General features: G+C 73.1%; 9 protein-coding genes. 7 read left to right on the forward strand and 2 right to left on the reverse strand.

What is annotated here, in order from left to right:
• Nucleotides 1-194: 194 nt before the first annotated feature.
• Nucleotides 195-5,189, forward strand: a complete 4,995-nt coding sequence (locus tag ACIRJP_RS32290) for an NAD-glutamate dehydrogenase (protein WP_404181844.1) — start codon at nucleotides 195-197, stop codon at nucleotides 5,187-5,189.
• 82 nt (nucleotides 5,190-5,271) lie between these two features.
• Here the strand turns inward: ACIRJP_RS32290 and ACIRJP_RS32295 are convergent, their stop codons facing one another.
• Entirely contained in the window at nucleotides 5,272-6,408 is a 1,137-nt protein-coding gene (locus tag ACIRJP_RS32295; RefSeq protein ID WP_404181847.1) for an FHA domain-containing protein, read from the reverse strand.
• A gap of 203 nt (nucleotides 6,409-6,611) precedes the next feature.
• Between ACIRJP_RS32295 and ACIRJP_RS32300 the strand changes: the two genes are divergently transcribed.
• Genes ACIRJP_RS32300 through ACIRJP_RS32325 form a run of 6 tightly spaced genes read left to right on the forward strand, consistent with a single transcriptional unit; the run spans nucleotide 6,612 to nucleotide 16,410 of the window.
• Nucleotides 6,612-7,571, forward strand: coding sequence for a hypothetical protein (locus tag ACIRJP_RS32300; RefSeq protein WP_404181850.1), 960 nt, complete (start codon nucleotides 6,612-6,614; stop codon nucleotides 7,569-7,571).
• A complete protein-coding gene (locus ACIRJP_RS32305) occupies nucleotides 7,568-9,154 on the forward strand; it encodes a SpoIIE family protein phosphatase (RefSeq protein WP_404181853.1) in 1,587 nt (528 codons plus the stop codon). The genes ACIRJP_RS32300 and ACIRJP_RS32305 overlap by 4 nt, the downstream gene beginning before the upstream one ends.
• Nucleotides 9,154-10,782: a VWA domain-containing protein gene (locus ACIRJP_RS32310; protein WP_404181856.1), complete on the forward strand. Its 1,629-nt coding sequence runs from the start codon at nucleotides 9,154-9,156 to the stop codon at nucleotides 10,780-10,782. Before ACIRJP_RS32305 ends, ACIRJP_RS32310 begins: the two co-directional genes overlap by 1 nt.
• On the forward strand, nucleotides 10,779-11,801 hold the full coding sequence (locus tag ACIRJP_RS32315; protein WP_404181859.1) for a hypothetical protein: 1,023 nt from the start codon (nucleotides 10,779-10,781) through the stop codon (nucleotides 11,799-11,801). The genes ACIRJP_RS32310 and ACIRJP_RS32315 overlap by 4 nt, the downstream gene beginning before the upstream one ends.
• A complete protein-coding gene (locus ACIRJP_RS32320; RefSeq protein ID WP_404181862.1) occupies nucleotides 11,798-12,880 on the forward strand; it encodes a hypothetical protein in 1,083 nt (360 codons plus the stop codon). The genes ACIRJP_RS32315 and ACIRJP_RS32320 overlap by 4 nt, the downstream gene beginning before the upstream one ends.
• Nucleotides 12,877-16,410 (forward strand): hypothetical protein, encoded by a 3,534-nt coding sequence (locus ACIRJP_RS32325; RefSeq protein WP_404181865.1) that lies wholly within the window; start codon nucleotides 12,877-12,879, stop codon nucleotides 16,408-16,410. Before ACIRJP_RS32320 ends, ACIRJP_RS32325 begins: the two co-directional genes overlap by 4 nt.
• Here the strand turns inward: ACIRJP_RS32325 and ACIRJP_RS32330 are convergent.
• Complete coding sequence (locus ACIRJP_RS32330) at nucleotides 16,400-18,199, reverse strand: serine/threonine-protein kinase (RefSeq protein WP_404181868.1); 1,800 nt, start codon at nucleotides 18,197-18,199, stop codon at nucleotides 16,400-16,402. The genes ACIRJP_RS32325 and ACIRJP_RS32330 overlap by 11 nt on opposite strands.
• Nucleotides 18,200-18,257 lie beyond the last annotated feature (58 nt).

The raw sequence follows: 18,257 nt of genomic DNA on the forward strand, positions 1-18,257 counted from the left end.
GCGCCCGGAGTGCCACAGCACCCGGGCCGTCGCTGATTCCCCCCGCCCCGGCCGAACGTCAAAAATGGACGATTCGGCCCCGGGCATCTCTCATAGCGGCATAGCGTCGACTCAGACCGGAAACCCCGTGTCGTGGCGGTACGTCGTCTTTTCCACCTACGTCACGCAACGGCGCGCGACAGGAGCCAGAGGACATGCAGACCAAGCTGGACGAAGCCAAGGCCGAGCTGCTCGCACGGGCGGCGCAGGTAGCTGACAGCAGCCCGGGCGGTGGTGTCGGTGGCCCGGGCGGAACCTCCCGGGTGCGTGCTGCGGCCACCGGGGCCGAGCAGGAGCGCCCCGGGCAGGACGTGCTCCTCTCCTACCTCCAGCGCTACTACCTGCACACCGCCCCGGAGGACATCGCGGGCCGCGACCCCGTGGACGTCTTCGGTGCGGCCTCCTCCCACTACCGGCTGGCCGAGACGCGTCCGCAGGGCACGGCGAACGTCCGGGTGCACACCCCGACCGTCGAGGAGAACGGCTGGACGTGCAGCCACACGGTGGTCGAGGTCGTCACCGACGACATGCCGTTCCTGGTCGACTCCGTCACCAATGAGCTGTCCCGGCAGGGACGCGGCATCCATGTGGTGATCCACCCGCAGGTCGTCGTACGCCGTGACGTCACCGGCAAGCTCATCGAGGTCCTCGCCGAGGGCAACGGCCTCGCCGCGGGCCGCGAGGGCGCCGACGACAAGAAGAGCGAGCTGCCGCACGACGCGCTCGTCGAGTCCTGGATCCACGTCGAGATCGACCGCGAGACCGACCGCGCCGACCTCCAGCAGATCTCCGCCGACCTGCTGCGCGTGCTGTCCGACGTACGGGAGACCGTCGAGGACTGGGACAAGATGCGCGACGCCGCGCTGCGCATCGCCGACGACCTGCCCGGCGAGCCGCTCGACGACCTCGGCGACGAAGAGGTCAACGAGGCCAGGGAGCTGCTCCGCTGGCTCGCCGCCGATCACTTCACCTTCCTCGGCTACCGCGAGTACGAGCTGAAGGACACCGACTCGCTGGCCGCAGTCCCCGGCACCGGCCTCGGTATCCTGCGCTCCGACCCGCACCACAGCGTCGACGAGGCGCACCCCGTCAGCCCGTCCTTCGACCGGCTGCCCGCCGACGCCCGGGCCAAGGCCCGCGAGCGCAAGCTCCTCGTCCTCACCAAGGCCAACAGCCGCTCGACCGTCCACCGCCCCAGCTACCTCGACTACGTCGGCGTGAAGAAGTTCGACGCGCACGGCAACGTCGTCGGCGAGCGCCGCTTCCTCGGGCTGTTCTCCTCAGCCGCCTACACCGAGTCCGTGCGCCGGGTGCCCGTCATCCGCCGCAAGGTCGCCGAGGTGCTGGAGGGCGCGGGCTTCTCGCCCAACAGCCACGACGGCCGCGACCTGCTCCAGATCCTGGAGACGTACCCGCGCGACGAGCTCTTCCAGACGCCCGTCGACCAGCTGCGCTCCGTCGTCACCTCCGTGCTGTACCTCCAGGAGCGCCGCCGGCTGCGGCTCTACCTGCGCCAGGACGAGTACGGGCGCTACTACTCCGCCATCGTCTACCTGCCGCGCGACCGCTACACCACCGGTGTGCGGCTGCGGCTGATCGACATCCTCAAGGAGGAACTGGGCGGCACCAGCGTCGACTTCACCGCCTGGAACACCGAGTCGATCCTCTCCCGGCTGCACTTCGTCGTCCGCGTCGCACCCGGCACCGAACTGCCCGACCTCACCGACGCCGAGGCCGACCGCATCGAGGCCCGGCTCGTCGAGGCCGCCCGCTCCTGGGCCGACGGCTTCCAGGAGGCACTGGGCGCCGAATGCGGCGAGGAACGCGCCGCCGAGCTGCTGCGCCAGTACGGCCACTCCTTCCCCGAGGGCTACAAGGCCGACCACACGCCGCGCTCCGCCGTGGCCGACCTGGTCCACCTCGAAGCGCTCAAGCAGGACGAGAAGGAATTCGCCCTCAGCCTGTACGAGCCGGTCGGCGCCGCCCCCGGCGAACGCCGCTTCAAGATCTACCGGAGCGGCGAGCAGGTCTCCCTGTCCGCCGTGCTCCCGGCCCTCCAGCAGCTCGGTGTCGAGGTCGTCGACGAGCGCCCGTACGAGCTGCGCTGCGCAGACGGTACGCACGCCTGGATCTACGACTTCGGGCTCCGGATGCCGCAGGTGGGCGGCAACGGCAACTACCTCGCCGACGACGCCCGGGACCGCTTCCAGGACGCCTTCGCCGCCGTGTGGACCGGTGCGGCCGAGAACGACGGCTTCAACTCGCTGGTGCTGGGCGCCGGTCTCAACTGGCGCCAGGCGATGGTGCTGCGCGCCTACGCGAAGTACCTGCGCCAGGCCGGGTCGACGTTCAGCCAGGACTACATGGAGAGCACCCTCCGCAACAACGTCCACACCACCCGGCTGCTGGTCTCGCTCTTCGAGGCCCGGATGTCCCCGGAGCGGCAGCACGCCGGCACCGAACTGATCGACGGCCTCCTCGAAGAGCTCGACGGGGCCCTGGACCAGGTCGCCTCGCTCGACGAGGACCGCATCCTGCGATCCTTCCTCACCGTCATCAAGGCCACCCTGCGCACCAACTTCTTCCAGCGCGCCGACAGCGGTAAGCCGCACGGCTACGTCTCGATGAAGTTCGACCCGCAGTCCATCCCGGACCTGCCGGCCCCCCGGCCGGCCTTCGAGATCTGGGTCTACTCGCCGCGCGTCGAAGGTGTGCACCTGCGCTTCGGCAAGGTCGCCCGAGGCGGTCTGCGCTGGTCGGACCGGCGGGAGGACTTCCGTACGGAGATCCTCGGCCTGGTCAAGGCACAGATGGTGAAGAACACCGTCATCGTGCCGGTCGGCGCCAAGGGCGGATTCGTCGCCAAGCAGCTCCCGGACCCGGCCGTCGACCGTGACGCCTGGATGGCCGAGGGCATCGCCTCGTACCGCACCTTCATCTCGGCTCTGCTCGACATCACCGACAACATGGTGGCCGGCGAGGTCGTGCCGCCCGTGGACGTCGTCCGGCACGACGAGGACGACACCTACCTGGTCGTCGCCGCCGACAAGGGCACCGCGAGCTTCTCCGACATCGCCAACGAGGTCGCCGTCGGGTACGGCTTCTGGCTCGGCGACGCCTTCGCCTCCGGCGGCTCCGCCGGCTACGACCACAAGGGCATGGGCATCACCGCCCGCGGCGCCTGGGAGTCCGTCAAGCGGCACTTCCGCGAGCTGGGCCACGACACCCAGACCGAGGACTTCACCGTCGTCGGCGTCGGTGACATGTCCGGTGACGTCTTCGGCAACGGCATGCTGCTCTCCGAGCACATCCGGCTCGTCGCCGCCTTCGACCACCGGCACATCTTCATCGACCCGACCCCGGACGCCGCCACCTCGTACGCCGAGCGCCGCCGGCTGTTCGAGCTGCCCCGCAGCTCCTGGGCCGACTACAACAAGGACCTGCTCTCCGCGGGCGGTGGCATCCACGCGCGCAGCGCCAAGTCCATTCCCATCAACGCGCACATCCGGGAGGCGCTCGGCATCGAGCGGGGCATCACCAAGATGACGCCCGCCGAGCTGATGCAGACCATCCTCAAGGCCCCCGTGGACCTGGTGTGGAACGGCGGCATCGGTACGTACATCAAGTCCTCCGCCGAGTCGAACGCGGACGTCGGCGACAAGGCCAACGACGCGATCCGGGTCAACGGCGAGGACCTGCGGGCCAAGGTCGTCGGCGAGGGCGGCAACCTCGGCGCCACCCAGCTCGGCCGGATCGAGTTCGCCCGTGGCGGCGGCCGGATCAACACCGACGCGATCGACAACAGCGCCGGCGTGGACACCTCCGACCACGAGGTGAACATCAAGATCCTGCTCAACGGTCTGGTCCGGGACGGCGACATGACCGTCAAGCAGCGCAACAAGCTGCTCGCCGAGATGACCGACGAGATCGGCCGCCTGGTGCTGCGCAACAACTACGCGCAGAACGTGGCGCTCGCCAACGCCACCGCCCAGTCGCCCTCGTTGCTCCATGCCCACCAGCGCTTCATGCGCCGGCTGGGCCGCGACGGCGACCTCGACCGCGGTCTTGAGTTCCTGCCCGCCGACCGCCAGATCCGTGAGCTGCTGGGCGCCTCCAAGGGGCTCAGCCAGCCCGAGCTGGCCGTGCTGCTCGCGTACACCAAGATCACGGCGGCCCGGGAGCTGATCCGGACCAGCCTGCCGGACGACCCGCACCTGCAGAAGCTGCTGCACGCCTACTTCCCGGAGCAGCTGCGCGAGCAGTTCCCCGAGGCGGTCGACGGCCACGCGCTGCGGCGCGAGATCATCACCACGGTCCTGGTCAACGACACCGTGAACAGTGGTGGTTCGACCTTCCTGCACCGGCTGCGGGAAGAGACCGGTGCCTCGATCGAGGAGATCGTGCGGGCCCAGTTCGCGGCCCGTGAGATCTTCGGCCTCGGCCAGGTGTGGGACGCTGTCGAGGCGCTCGACAACGAGGTCGCCGCCGATGTGCAGACACGGATCCGGCTGCACTCGCGCCGGCTCGTCGAGCGCGGTTCGCGCTGGCTGCTCGGCAACCGGCCGCAGCCGCTGGAGATCGCCGCGACGATCGACTTCTTCAAGGAGGGCGTCGACAAGGTCTGGGCCGAGCTGCCCAAGATGCTGATGGGCGCCGACCTGGATTGGTACCAGTCGATCCTGGACGAGCTCACCGAGGCGGGCGTTCCGGGCGAGCTGGCCCAGCGGGTCGCCGGATTCTCCTCCGCGTTCCCGGCGCTGGACATCGTGGCGATCGCGGAGCGCACCGGCAAGGACCCGCTCTCCGTCGCCGAGGTGTACTACGACCTCGCGGACCGGCTCGGCATCACCCAGCTGATGGACCGGATCATCGAGCTGCCGCGGGCCGACCGCTGGCAGTCCATGGCCCGCGCCTCCATCCGCGAGGACCTGTACGCCGCGCACGCCGCGCTCACCGCGGACGTGCTGGCGGCCGGCAACGGGACCTCGACGCCGGAGGAGCGGTTCAAGGCGTGGGAGGAGAAGAACGCGGCGATCCTCACCCGGTCCCGCTCCACGCTCGACGAGATCCGGGGGTCGGACGCGTTCGACCTGGCGAACCTGTCGGTGGCGATGCGGACGATGCGCACCCTGCTCCGTACGCACGCGTAGCCGGTTGAGGGCTGGTAGTCGAGGGGAGGCGGTCGCCGGGGATCCGGTGGCCGCCTCCCCTCCGTTGTCGCGGTGCGGGGCGTCAGTACATGCGGGTTTCGGCTGCCGCGTCCGGCGGGAGCGGCCGGCGGCGCTGCCATTCCTGAGCCAGTTCGGTCGGGAAGCGGCGGCCGCTGCGGGCCAGGATCACGCCCTCGACCAGCCGGAGTTCGTCCCCGCCGTGGTACTGCCGCTCGGTCGTGCCGAGCTTCTTCCACGGGCCCGGCCCCGATCTGCCGGCTGTCGAACGCCACCGGGTGCCGTAGGTGCTGTGGTCCCGTACGTGGACGATGCCGCCGGTCACCCGCAGCTCGACGTGGGCGCGGCTGAGGCCGGCGGTGCGGTGCTCGGGGACCAGGTCGTGCAGGGAGATGCCGCCCTCGCCGGGGGCCCGGCCGACCTTCACCGTCGTGCCGTCCTCCAGTGTGAACCGGGCCTTCACATCGCCCTCCACCAGGAGCTTCAGCTGGACGGTCGCCGTGCGCGGGCCGTCGTCGGCCAGCGGGGTGCCGTGGCTCTGGCAGTGGGGTACGCCCCTGAGCACGCGCGGCAGCAGGGCGGCGCTGCCCTTGTGGGTGTCGTAGAGGGTGCAACGGCGGTCCGTGCAGCGCCAGTTGCGGCTGACCACGTCGAATCGGGGGGTGCGGTGCGGGCCCAGCAGCCCCATCTTCTTCAGTACGTCCTCCTCCATCTTCCTGGAGATGTCCAGCGCACTGGCCACCCCCATGTCGACGGGGACGAGCCCGACTTCGCCGCCGCCGGCCGGGACGGGCTCCAGGAAGTCGTCCGTATTGCCCTGGATCCAGGGGTGCGACTCGCGGTGGCCGCGGAAACGGTCGCCGGTGATGACGGGGATGCCGGTGTACGAGCACAGTTCGAGCAGGCGGTCGTCGGCGTCCGGCAGCTCCTCGACCAGGCCGCGGTCCACCCAGCGGCCGAGCAGCCGGATGTCGGCGGGATCGGTGAACTCCCGGCGTCTGCCGAGCCGCAGGCTGGCGTCCGCGACCAGATACAGCTTGACGTCCGGATCCCGGGCGAGCTTCTTCGCGGCGTCCACGAGGAGCCGCAGCCGGCGCAGGGAGCGGGCACCGGGTTCGCCCAGCGCGCGGTTGCGCACGACGTTGGACAGATCCACCAGGAAACAGGCCGCGCTGAAGTCGGTGGTGAGGTGGTCCTCCATCGAGATCGCCTTCCCGGAAGTCCCGTCGAAGTACTTCAGAAGTGCTTCTTGAAGTACTTCTGAAGTCTCTGACCGGAAGCTGACGGCATGTTAATACCATTGTGGTGCAACTATATTGACGTCCTCGAAGGTCGCGGAGTTCCGGCTGGGACGCGGTCGGACGGGCCGTGGGACGGCAGGGACGAGAACGTGGGGGCGTTTGAGTGTCGGAGTGGGGTTCGTTCATCGATGAGACGCCGTCGGGGCAGTCTCCGCCACCACCACCCGACCATGCCCCCGCCGGGGCGGGCGACGGCGGGGACGGCGTCGGGGGCGACGGCTGGGGCAGTTTCGCCGACGAGACACCGGTGGCGGGAGGCGCGCCGCCGCCACCGCCCTCCGCGCCGCCGCCTGCCCCTCCGCGTCCGTACGGCCTTCCGGTTCCCTCCCCGGAGGTTGCCGCGTCCCTGCTGACCGCGGGGGAGACCCTGTGGGCGCAGGTCGACGGGGCGGAGGCCGTGCTCGGCTCGGGCTGCCGGGTGGCGGTGGTGCGGGGCGACGACGGGGAAGGCGGCGCGGCCGCGGACGGGTTCAGTGGCTGGCGGCCGGTGACGGTGGTCGATCCGGCCGCGCTCACCGTACGGCTCGTACCGCTGGCCCTCGCCGAACCGTCCGTCGGCACCGCGACCCCCGTGGCGGCGCTGTACACCGATCCCGAGCCGTACACCGCCGCCGAGCCCGGACGGGCCGGGGTGTTCCCGGTCGGGCAGGGCCCCGATCTCGACGCCCTGCTGCACCGCGCGCAGGAGGAGGAACGGGCCCGGGTGCGGGCCGCCGTCGAGGCCGATGCGCTTCGCGCCGAGCGGGAACTCGTCGCCGCCAAGGCGGAGTTACGGGAGCGGACGGAGGCCGCCGAGCAGCGGGCCGCCCAGCGTGAGCAGCGGGCCCAGGAGGCCGCGCGGCGCGCCCAGGAGTACGCCGAGCAGCAGATCGGGAAGGCCCGCGACGAGGTCGCCAAGGTGGTGTGGCACTGGCAGGACCGGGCCCAGCGAGCCGAGGCGGAGATCGCCCGGCTGAGCGACGAGCTGGCGAAGGCCGAGCAGGCGGGTGTCCTGCGGCACGTACTGGACCGCCGCCGGCGAGCCGGGGGCGGGCGTGATCAAGGGGGTACGAGGGGAGCATGAGCGTGGAACTTCCCGCAGATGTGCCGGAGTCGGGTGTGCCGGGGCAGGATGTGCCGCAGTCGGGTGTGCCGCAGTCGGGTTTGCCGGGGTCGGATGTGCCGCAGTCGGGTGTGCCGGAGTCCGTGGATGCGTCGGCGTCCGGGACCGTGTCGGGCTTCGGCGCGGCGCCGGGGTTCGGTGCCGCGCCGGAACGCGGGGCCGCGTCCGGGTGTGGTGCCGCGCCGGGGTCCGAGGCCGTCGCGTTGCCGGAGATCAGGGTGGAGTGGCCGGAGGCGCTGGCCCCGGCCCTGCGCGACAGTGTGGTCGAGACGCACAGCCTGGACCGCGAGGAGCTCGTCTCGGCCCTGCCCGGACTGTGGCGGGCGGTGGACTCGGCGCTCGATCTGGCGGGGCCCGGAACCCTGGTCGCCGAGTCCGTGCGGCACGACGCGTACGAGGGCTGGCAGGTGGCCGCGCTGCCCCGCTACGACCTCGACGGACGGATCCGCCCGCGCGGGCGCCGGGACGGCGCGCAGCACGGGGCGCCGCAGCTCAGGGACCGGCGGGCGCTGGTCCGGGCGCTGGTGGGCGCCGTGGCCGAACGGCCGTGCCTGGACCTGAGGGACGCGCTCCAGATGCTCGATGTGTTCGCCGGGAACTTCCCGCCGGGGCTGGACGCGGTCTGCCGTCGGCTCCTCGGCCATGAACTGCGCCAGGGGGTCGCCGCCGGGCTCGCCCCGCTGCACGAGGCGCTCGACCGGCGCGCGCCCGGCGGGGTCTCCACGCTCTGCTACCGGGAGAGCGCGGTCGGCTCGCGCAAGGCCAAGGGTGATCCGGCCACCGACAACGAGGACACCTCGGGGGCGCTGGCCGGGCCGAGCGGGGTGCTGCGGTGCGCGGTCTTCGACGGGGTGACCGGCGACGGCGACGGTTCGGGCGGCACGGCCGCGCGGGCGGCGCTGGAGCAGGCGGTGCGGCGGTGGCGGCTGGAGGAGGCGGCGACCGGGCGCGGTGGCACGGGCGGCGACGCGGCGCCCGGTGATCCGGTCCCGGAGGCGCTCCGGCCCGGTGAGCTGATCGCCGAGCTGGACGCCGCCGTGGGGCGGGCCACTGCCGATGGCAGCGCGGCCGTGGTCCTTGCCACCGTGCGGCCCGACGGCACGGCGTCCGTCGTCTCGGTGGGCGACGCCGAGGCCTGGCTGATCCGGCCGGTGCGCGTGCCGGCCAACGAAATCCCGTACGCAGCATGGAAGCTGACGCCCGCTCATACCGGGTTCGCGGAACGGCTCCGGGTCACCGCCGACGCCGAGGGCGAGGAGTCGCAGCTCGTCTCCTTCCTCGGCGGCGGTACGGCCCGCTGGGCCCACCGGACGTTCCGGGTCGCCCCCGGGGATCTGCTGCTGCTCGCGTCGGACGGGGCGACCGAACCGGAACGGGACCGATGGTTCGGTGCCGTGCTCGCCGAGCTGACCGCGCAGCTGGACGCGTCGGGCCGGCCGACGGCACCCGCGCTCGCCGCCGCGCTGGTGCAACGGGCGGAGGCTCTGGGCGGCTGGGACAACGCGACCGCGCTGGTGTGCGCGGTGGGGGAGGCGAAGGACTGATGACCACCGAGGACATCAAGATCACCGCGGACCGGCAGGAGGTGCATCTCGGCGAGGAGTTCACCGTACTGATCGCCCCGCGCGAGCTGGGCCGCGGTGACCGCGTCGTCGAGGGCGTCGCCTACGTCATCGCCGTCGACGACAGCTACTCCATGGAGATCAGGGCCGATTCGAGCACCGACGAGTTCGCCGACCCGAACAACCCCGACGACGCGAGCCGCAAACAGGTCGCCGAGGCCGGTGTGCGGGAGCTGGTCGCCGCACTTCCGCGCGGCGCCCACGTCGATGTGCTGACCTTCGCTCAGAACACCGGGCTGCGCTTCTCCGGCACGGCGGGGGAGCTCCAGCGCCGCGGCCGGTGGAACGGCAACATCGACGACGAGCGCCGCTGGACCAACATCGAGGGCGCGCTGCAACGCGCGTACCAGCAGCTCGACCAGCAACGGGCCGCCTCGCGCCGCGTGGTGCTGTTCAGCGACGGCATCCCGAACTTCGGCGAGACGGACCCCGGCCGGCTGGCCGCCCTGGCCCGCGACGCGGCCGACCGCGAGCTGCACACCGATGTGATCGGCATCGGCGCGGGCGCAGACTTCGGGCTCCTGGAACGCCTCGCGCCGACCGGGCTGCCCGAGCACGTCGCCTCCCGCGCGGGCGCCGCCGAGGCGATGAAGCAGATCACGGCCAGGTTCGCGGCCTTCGGCAGGGACGTCGTGGCGGGCAGCGGCGAACTGTCCCTGGAGATCAACCCGAGCTTCCCGGTGCTCGGCGTCTACCAGCTCGACCCGACCCGCCGCCGGGTCGACGGCGCGCTCGCCGACGGCGGCGGGCGGCGGCCCAGCCGGGTCCGGCTGAAGCTCGGCGTGATCGGCGCGGGGGAGGAGGGGCAGCCGTTGTACGCGCTCAAGCTGCGGGCGCCCGAGCGGATCAGCGCCGGTCCGATGCCCGTGCTGAAGGCGACCGGCTCCCTCGGCACGGGTCGCGACTCGCGGCAGCTCGCGCCCGGCCAGATCGCGCTGCGCACGGTCGACAACCCCATGTCGCCGATCCTCCAGCCCGACCTCAAGCGGCAGATCGACGCCATCGAGCTGGACCGGGAGATCAACGGCCGGATCGCGGCGGCCGCCTCGAAGGCGGAGCGCGAGCGGATCTACCAGGAGGGCGTGGGGCGCGCCCGGCGCATCCCCGACCCAGATCTGGCCGCCGCCTACCAGCGGGCGAGCGGCGGTCTGCGGGACGGGCTCGACCCGAAGGACGTGGCGAACGAGGCACGGGCGGCGTCCAGCCGCAGCTCCACGAAGTCCAAACGGGAGTGGTTCCAGCAGATCCCGGTCGAGACCCCGGACGAGATCCGGGCCCGGCGCCGGCAGCAGAGCCTCGACGACGACGACGATGACGACGAGTACGGCGGCGACGCGTACGGGAGCGGCACGTACGGGAGCGGAACATACGGGAGCGGAACATACGGGAGCGGCGGGAGCAGCGCGTACGGCAGTGGGAGGGGGAGCGGCACGTACGGCAGTGGCAGCGGCAGTGGGACGTACGACCGGGGCAGTGGTACGTACGGTGGCCCGCCAACCCTTCCGCCCGACGCCCCCACCGCGCCGCCGCCCGGCCGGGAGCCGCGGTGAGTGTGCCCGGCGTCATCATCGACGCCTCGAACGTCGCGGCGACCAGGAAGCGGCCCTGGCCCTTCTCCCGGGTCGTCCAGGTGCGGGACGGCTGGCTGCGTGACCACCCGGGCAGCGCCGCGATCGCGGTGCTCGACGCCACCGTCCGCCCGTTCCTCGACGAACAGCATCTGGTGAAGCAGGCCGAGCGCGAGCAGTGGCTCGAAGTCCACCAGGGGGACGCCGACGACCGGATCCTCGCGCTCGCCGCGCAGTTCGGGGCCGCCATCGTCTCCAGCGACAACTTCCGTTTCGCCCGCCGGGAGCACTCCTGGCTGCAGGGCAACAACTCCCGGGTCTGGTCGGTGCGCAGGGTCCACGGCCGGGTCGTGTTCAGCCCCCGCCACCTCGGCGTCGCCACGGACGAGGAGATCGAGCGCGACCGGCTCCACAAGCTCGACAAGGCCGGGCTGCTGCGCGAGGACGCCGAGGAGCGCTTCCGGTGCACCGACCCGGCGGGCACCTGTCTGCGCGGCGGCACGGTGCTGCTGCCGCGCCAGGTCAACAAGGACGGCAGCCGCTGGTTCTGCCGCTCGTGCGGCTACGAGGCGGTCGAGGTCGTCGTCGAACCGCCGGTGCCCGAAGGGCTGGACGCGGGACCGGTCCAGGTCACCGTGCAGCACGGCTACACGGTCCGCACGACGGTCACCGTGCCGCCGCAGGGGCTGACGCTGGGCCGGGCCTCGCGCAGCCGCCCCGGGACCACCGATGTCACCGAAGGGCTCGGCGCCGACCGGGCCGCCGAGATCAGCCGGGCCCACTTGCGGATCTTCCTCGACGACGACGGCAGGCCGCTCGCCGAGCACCTCCCCGACAACAACGCCTCCTTCCTCAACCCGGAGCTCGACTTCGACGGGCTGCCGCGCACGGCCAGGCTGGCCGCCCGGACGCCGTACGCGCTGGAGGACGGCGACGAACTCCACCTGGGGCCGGGCACCGTACGGCTGCGGATCAGCAACGGAAGCGAGCAGGCCGAGTGAGCGGGTTCAGTCCCGGCTGGGTGCACGCCGAGCATCCCGACAACCTGGGCTCGCCCCGGCTGGCCTGGCTGCCCGAGAGCTACGGGGAGGACGGCCGCTTTCGCACCAAGAGCCTCCTCGCCGGGGCCGGCCAGGGGTACGCCGTGCTCGCCGAGGACCGCTGGTCCGGCGGCGACGTGGTGATCAAGGGCATGTGGTGGTCGCAGACGGACCTGGACGACCCGCGCAGCGTCCACCGGGCGCTGGGCGAGCAGAAGAGCCAGCGGGACCAGGGGCTGCGGGCGGCCCGGCAGGCCGCCCAGCTCACCCAGCAGTGCCCCGTCGTGATCAGCGTCGAGTCCCAGCCGTCCCCCTCCCTGCTCGCGAACCGCGGACACGACGGACAGCGGGGTGGTGAGGTGCCGTACGAGAGTTTCCTCGTGCAGCAGTTCATCGGGCACCGCGGCGGTGTCTCGCGCACCCTCCAGCAGGAGATCGACGCGCGGGCCAAATCGCACCGCCGCTTCACACGCGATCAACTCCTGGATCTGGCCGAGCAGTTGTGCAACACCCTGGCCGCGCTGCATGCCGGCCGGCACAACGGCGACGAGCACTCCAAGGGCTGGATCCACGCCGACATCAAGCCGGAGAACATCCTCGTCCTCGGGCCGCCCGCCCGGTACGTGCTCATCGACTACGACGCCGCCGTCCGGATCGGCGAGCGCATCCGCACCACCACGAGTGCCTACGCCCCGCCCAGTGCCGAAGGTACCGACGAGCCCTCCGAACTCGCCCCGGCCTCCGAGCGGTTCGACATCTACATGCTGGGCGCCACCCTCGCCCACGCCGCCGCGCTGCGCAGGCTCACCGACCGGCAGGCGCGCGAGCTGTACGCGGAGGACTTCGACGTCAGCGCCCCGGCCCGCCGCTTCATCGCCGGTCTGCGCTACGGGCCGATCCTCACCAACGCCCTCACCACCTGCCTGTCGGCGAAGAAGTTCCGGCTGGCCACCGTCGACCGGGTCCGGATCGACCTCGCCCGCGCCCGCAGCGCCACAGCCCTGGAGTCCGCACTCCGCACCCTGGGGGAGCCCCGATGAACCAGCAGGGATCCGGGACGAACCAGCAGGGATCCGGGACGGACCAGCACCGGCACGGAGCCCCGACGTCCCGCCGCACCGGAGCCAATGCCACGCTCACCGGGCTGCTCACCCGCATCCCCGGCCGCTCCGGGCGCACCTGGGAGCCGCACACCGTCCAGCTGCGCCCCGGCCATCTGCGTTCCTCGGGCGCCGCGGCCGTCCGCGCCACCAGGCTGGTGAAGGACGAGCACGCCGACGCGTACGGCGCACTGCGGGTCTTCCCGAACCGCAAGCAGCGCGGCCGGGCCGCCGCCCTCCTCGCGGCCGGCAGCCCCGTCACCCCCGCCCTCCTGGACATCGTCGACCACCCCGGGCTGCCGCCCGCCCTCGTCACCGCCTGGTCGCCCGGCGCCTCCTCCATACCGCTGCACGCGCTGCGCGAGCGCGACGACCTCGACACCATGCTCGCCGCCGGCCACCGCTGGACCCCCGCCGAGGCGCTGCACACCCTCGTCCCGCTGGGCCGCGCCCTGGACGACATGGCACACGCCGGATTCACCCCGCTGGAACTCTCCCCGGACCACCTCGTCCTCAACTCCGGCTCGCTCGCACTCGTCGGCCTCGGCCGGCACGGCTACGTACCGTCCGAGGGCCGGATGCCAGGGCCGCAGGGCATGTCGCTGCCCAGCGCCCTGCTGCTCGGCGAGGACCTGCCGCCCGCCTCCGCCACCGGCCAGGACACCGCGGTGCGCTGGCGGGAGGTGCAGCTGCGGGCCCTGACCCGGCTGGCCGGCTGGATGGCCTGCGGACTGCCGCCCGCCGCCTGGGGGCCGGTGCACGGCCCCGCCGACCTCGGCGGCTATCTGTCGGCCGCCGGGTTCCAGCGGGTGCCCGCGCTGCGCCCCGGACAGCTCGCCGACACCCTGGCCGGCGCCGCCCGGCACGAGGAGGAGGCTCGCGCCGTGCGCGACTTCGCCGAGGCCGAGGCGCTGCTCGTGTACGACGACGCGGCCCAGGGTTCCGGCGGCGGCAACCGGCTCGACATCAACCCCGAGGTGCTGCGCCTGGGCCTGCTCCACGACCACGGGCCCAAGGTGATCGCGCTGGCCGCGTTCGAGCAGCGGCGCCTGGGCACGCGTACCGCCACCCTGCTCTCCGGCGCCGGCTGGGTGCTGCTGAACCCCAAGGACTTCGCCGCCCAGGTCTGCCGGGCCGCGGCCGCCGCGCCCCGGGCCCGGCTCGTCGTCGCGGGCCGGATCGGCGGTGAGGACCTGCGGCGGATCGAGGCGGTACGCGGCGGGCGCGCCCAGCGGGTCGACCCGGACGACCTCGCGGGCTCCGTACCGCGCATCGCGGGCCGCCCCGCCGACCAGCTGCCCTACCTCACCGACCGGGACATGGACGCCTACTCCGCCGAACTCCTCGGCGGCGTCGGCGGCCAGGCGATGCGGCGGCGGACCTTCGCGGCGGGCTGGACCCTGGCGCTGGGCGGCGCCGACCAGCTGCCGCCGCGCCAGCGCGGCAAGCTCCTGGACCAGATGACCGACTGCTTCGGCACCAACACCGAACTGCTCGTCGCCGTGCGCGCCCGGCAGAACGCCCCCGGCATGCGCAAGCAGAACCGGCTGCTCGACGAGGCCCGGATGCGGCGCCTGGTCGCCGCCCTGTCCGGCGTCCCCGGCTCCGTCTTCCGCGACTGCCTGATGTCCGCGCTGCTGGGCCCGGCCGCCGAGGACCTCTACGACGAGGCGGCCCGCCGGCTGCTCCCCGTCGCCACCCGGCTCGCGACGGTCTTCGACCCGGACCGGCCGGTCGCGGCCGGGGCACTGCCGATGGAGGACGCCCTGCGCGAGCGCCCCGGCATCCGCCGGGTCGGTCTGTACGGGCGGCTGTGCACCGCCGTCACCGAGGTCGACCCCGCCAGGCTCGCCGCCGCCGTCGCCTCGATGGACGACACCCTCGTCGCGGTGCTCTCCGAGATCCCGGCGCCCAGCCTCCAGTTCCTCGCCGGACGGCTGGAGGACCCCGAGCTGCTCGAACTGCTCGGCCCGCACCTCCAGGGCGACGACCTGGACCTCCTGGCCCGCTACACCCCGCAGATGTGGCGGATGCTCCTCGACGGGCTGCGCCAGCCCGAACACCTCGGCGCCCTCGGCCTCGGCTGGGTCCAGATCGCCGCCCAGGACCCGGCGGGCGCCGTCGACGCCCGGGTGCTGCTGCGGATCGCCGCCGACGCCGAGGTCCCGGGCCCCGACGCGGTACGCGCCCTGCTGGGCACCGGCCCCGAGCACTGGGCCACCGTCTGCGCGCACCCGCGGCTCGCCGCCCGCTGGCTCGCCGAACAGGGCGACCTCGACATCGCCGAGATCGTCGCCGGCTTCCCGGACCCGGCCGCCGCCCTCGCCGCCCTCGGCACCGAAGGACTGCGCCACGCCCACGAACTCGGCCTGGACCAGCGGGCGATGACCGTCCTCAGCGGCTACGCGGAAGGGCTGCGGCGCCCGCTCGACGAGGTGCTCGTCGCCTTCCAGGAGCGGGGCTACGAGAGCGAGCAGGCGGGCCCGTTCGCCACCGCGGCGGCCGTGGAGTGGTCGCGGCTCCAACTGGGCCGGGGCAAGGCGCTCGGCTGGGTCGTCGGCAATGTGGTGGAGCGCCCCGGCAAGATCCGCGACTGGGCGGTGGACGGCACGGGGCTGGGACGCCGGGTCACCGAGGCGGTGCTCGGCGCGTCCGGCACGGCCGCCCCGGTGCTGGATTCACTGCTGGCCACCCCGGCCCTGCTGCCCCTGCTGGCCGGTCTCGGCAGCCCGCGCCAGCGCGCCGCGCTCCTCGATCTGTACGCCGCCGAGCCCGAGGCGGTGCTCGATCCGAGGGCCCGGCGCGAACTCCCGATGATCCTCGCCGCCCCGGACCCGGCCGAGGCGCTGCGGACCCTGCTGCGCGAAGGGCTCGGGGTGATCGCCCAGCAGTTCGCCGACCGGCTGCGGCTCAGCCCCGAACAGCGCCGCGCCCTGGCCGGACTCGCCCCGCTCACCGGGGTGCTGGCACCGCCCTCGCTGGAGGCCGTACTCACCGTCGGCGTCCGCTTCGGACCGCGCGTCGCCGTCACTGCGGCCGTCGTCGAACAACGGCTGCCCGGCGCCGCCGACGCCCTGACCGTCTGGGGCCCGCGCTGGCTGCCGCTGCTCGCCGGCCCGGCGGGCGAGCGGGTGCTGCGGCTGCTGGTCGAGCAGCGGGAGCGGCACGGCGGGCAGAGCGGCCGGCTCACCCCGTGGCTGCTCGCGGCGGGCGAGGACGGGCTCGCGCTGGTGGAGCGCTTCGGTGCGGACGCGCTCGATCTGGTCCTGGCCACCGGCGCACCGCCCGCCGACGCCCGGCTGCTCGGCGAACTGCTGATGCTGCCGGGCCCCTCGCCCGTACTCCACCGGTTGATCACCGCTCACGGGCTGCCCGCCGCCACCTGGTCACGGGCGGCGGCACTGCTGGCGGGCGGGGAGCCGGAGGAGCGGGTGCTGCTGCGGCTGTGGGGGCGGGCGGCTATCCGTTGATCTTCCAGAGGGTCAGCGATCCCTCGTAGGTCGGGGTCTCCTTGTCGTCGTTGACCACGACTTCGGCGATCTTCCACTGGGCGAGATTGCCCTCGGACGTCACGCTGCACATCAGGTCGCCCACCGCGATGGTCTTGTCCTTGACCAACGTCTCGCTGGGGACCGAGCTGGGCAGCGGGTTCTGCTCGGCCGCGGTCCGGCATTCCTCGGGCGAGGCACCGCTCGCCTTGCCCAGGGCCCGGTCGAGCCGCAGGGTGTCGTACCCCGCGCTGAATTCGAGATCCTCCGAGTCGATCTCTGCGGTGGGGTCCACCTTCGGGGCGTCCAGGTCCACGTACGTCCAGTCCAGGCCGGACGGGGTGCGCAGCGTCAGCGGCTTGTCCTGGAAGACCAGGGTGTACGAGGGGTTCGCGGGGTTCGTCGGCTTGGTGCCGGACGACGAACCGGCGGGGTCGGGCGTGGTGGACCCGCCGCCGGTGCCGTTCTGCCGGGACTGCTGCGGGTCCGCTTCCTTGCCGTCGGTGCTCCGCTCGTTCCCGTTGTTCGTGTCGTCCGATTTGTTGCCGACCGCCCAGAGCGTGCCGCCGATGCCTGCTGCGAATGCGACCGCCACGGCGGCGATCAGCAGGGCCGGCCGTCTGCCGCGGGGCTTGGCGGTGCCGGTCGCCGGAGCCTGCGGGGGCGGCTGGTGCGCCGTGAACGGTCCGGTGCCGGTGCTCGCGTCCGTGGCGTGGACGGGCGGCACCGTGTCGGGCCACGCGCCGCTCGCCACCGGCCCCGTTCCGTACGGCGGTACGGGATCGGCGGGCGGCACTGTGCCGGTGGCGTACGGTCCGGACGGCGGCGGGCCCGGCGGGTACGTGGGCTGCGCCGCCGGGGCGGCCGGCTGCGGAGGCAGTTGCGCGGCCTGTTCGCGGCGGGCGATCTCCGCGGCGACCGGTTCGGGGAGCCAACTCCCGGACTCCTGCGGCGGCCCACCCGCGGCCCGCTCGCACAGGGACACGAGCTCGGCGGGGGTGACGCGGGCGGCCGGGTCGGCGATCAGACAGCGTTCGAGCAGCGCGCGCAGTTCGGCCGGGTAGCCGTCCAGCCGGGGCGGACGGCTGGCGGTGTTGGCGATCTGGGTGGCGACGGTGAGCGCCCCGCCCGCGCCGTAGGGGTGCCGTCCGGTCGCCGCGACCGCCGCGATCAGCCCCAGCGAGAAGACGTCCGTGGCCGGCCCGACCTGTTCGCCGAGCGCGTGCTCCGGCGACATGAACTGCGGTGTGCCGATCACTCCGCTGCCGGTGAGCTGCGTCGCGTCGGCGGCGCGTGCGATCCCGAAGTCGATGACGTACGGGCCCGTCGCGCCGAGCAGGATGTTGCCGGGCTTCAGATCGCGGTGGACGACCCCGGCCGCGTGGATGGCGGTCAGCGCCTGTGCGGTGCTGCCGACGAGCCGGAAGACCGTGGGCAGCGGCAGCGGGCCGCAGGACTCGACGGCCGCCTGGAGCGCAAGACCGGGTACGAACGCCGAGGCCAGCCAGGGGAGCGGGCCGGAGGTGTCGTGGTCGACGACCGGCACCAGGTGGTAGCCCTGCACGCGCCGGGCGGCCTGCACCTCCTGGTCGAACCGGCGGCGGAATTCCGGATCGTCGCCGAACTCGCGGCGGATCAGCTTCAGTGCGACGGCCTGGCCGCCCCGGGTGTGCGAGAGATAGACCGTGCCCATCCCGCCCTCGCCGATCCGGGCGATCAGCCGGTACCCGGCGATCTCGCGCGGATCCTGTGGGCCGAGAGGTGTGAGCACGTCGCCGGTGCCGGTACTGATGGGAGCCTCCCCCGCTCATCACTGCAAGTGTGCCGGA

This window comes from Streptomyces sp. NPDC102437, assembly GCF_044765565.1.
GTDB lineage: Bacteria > Actinomycetota > Actinomycetes > Streptomycetales > Streptomycetaceae > Streptomyces.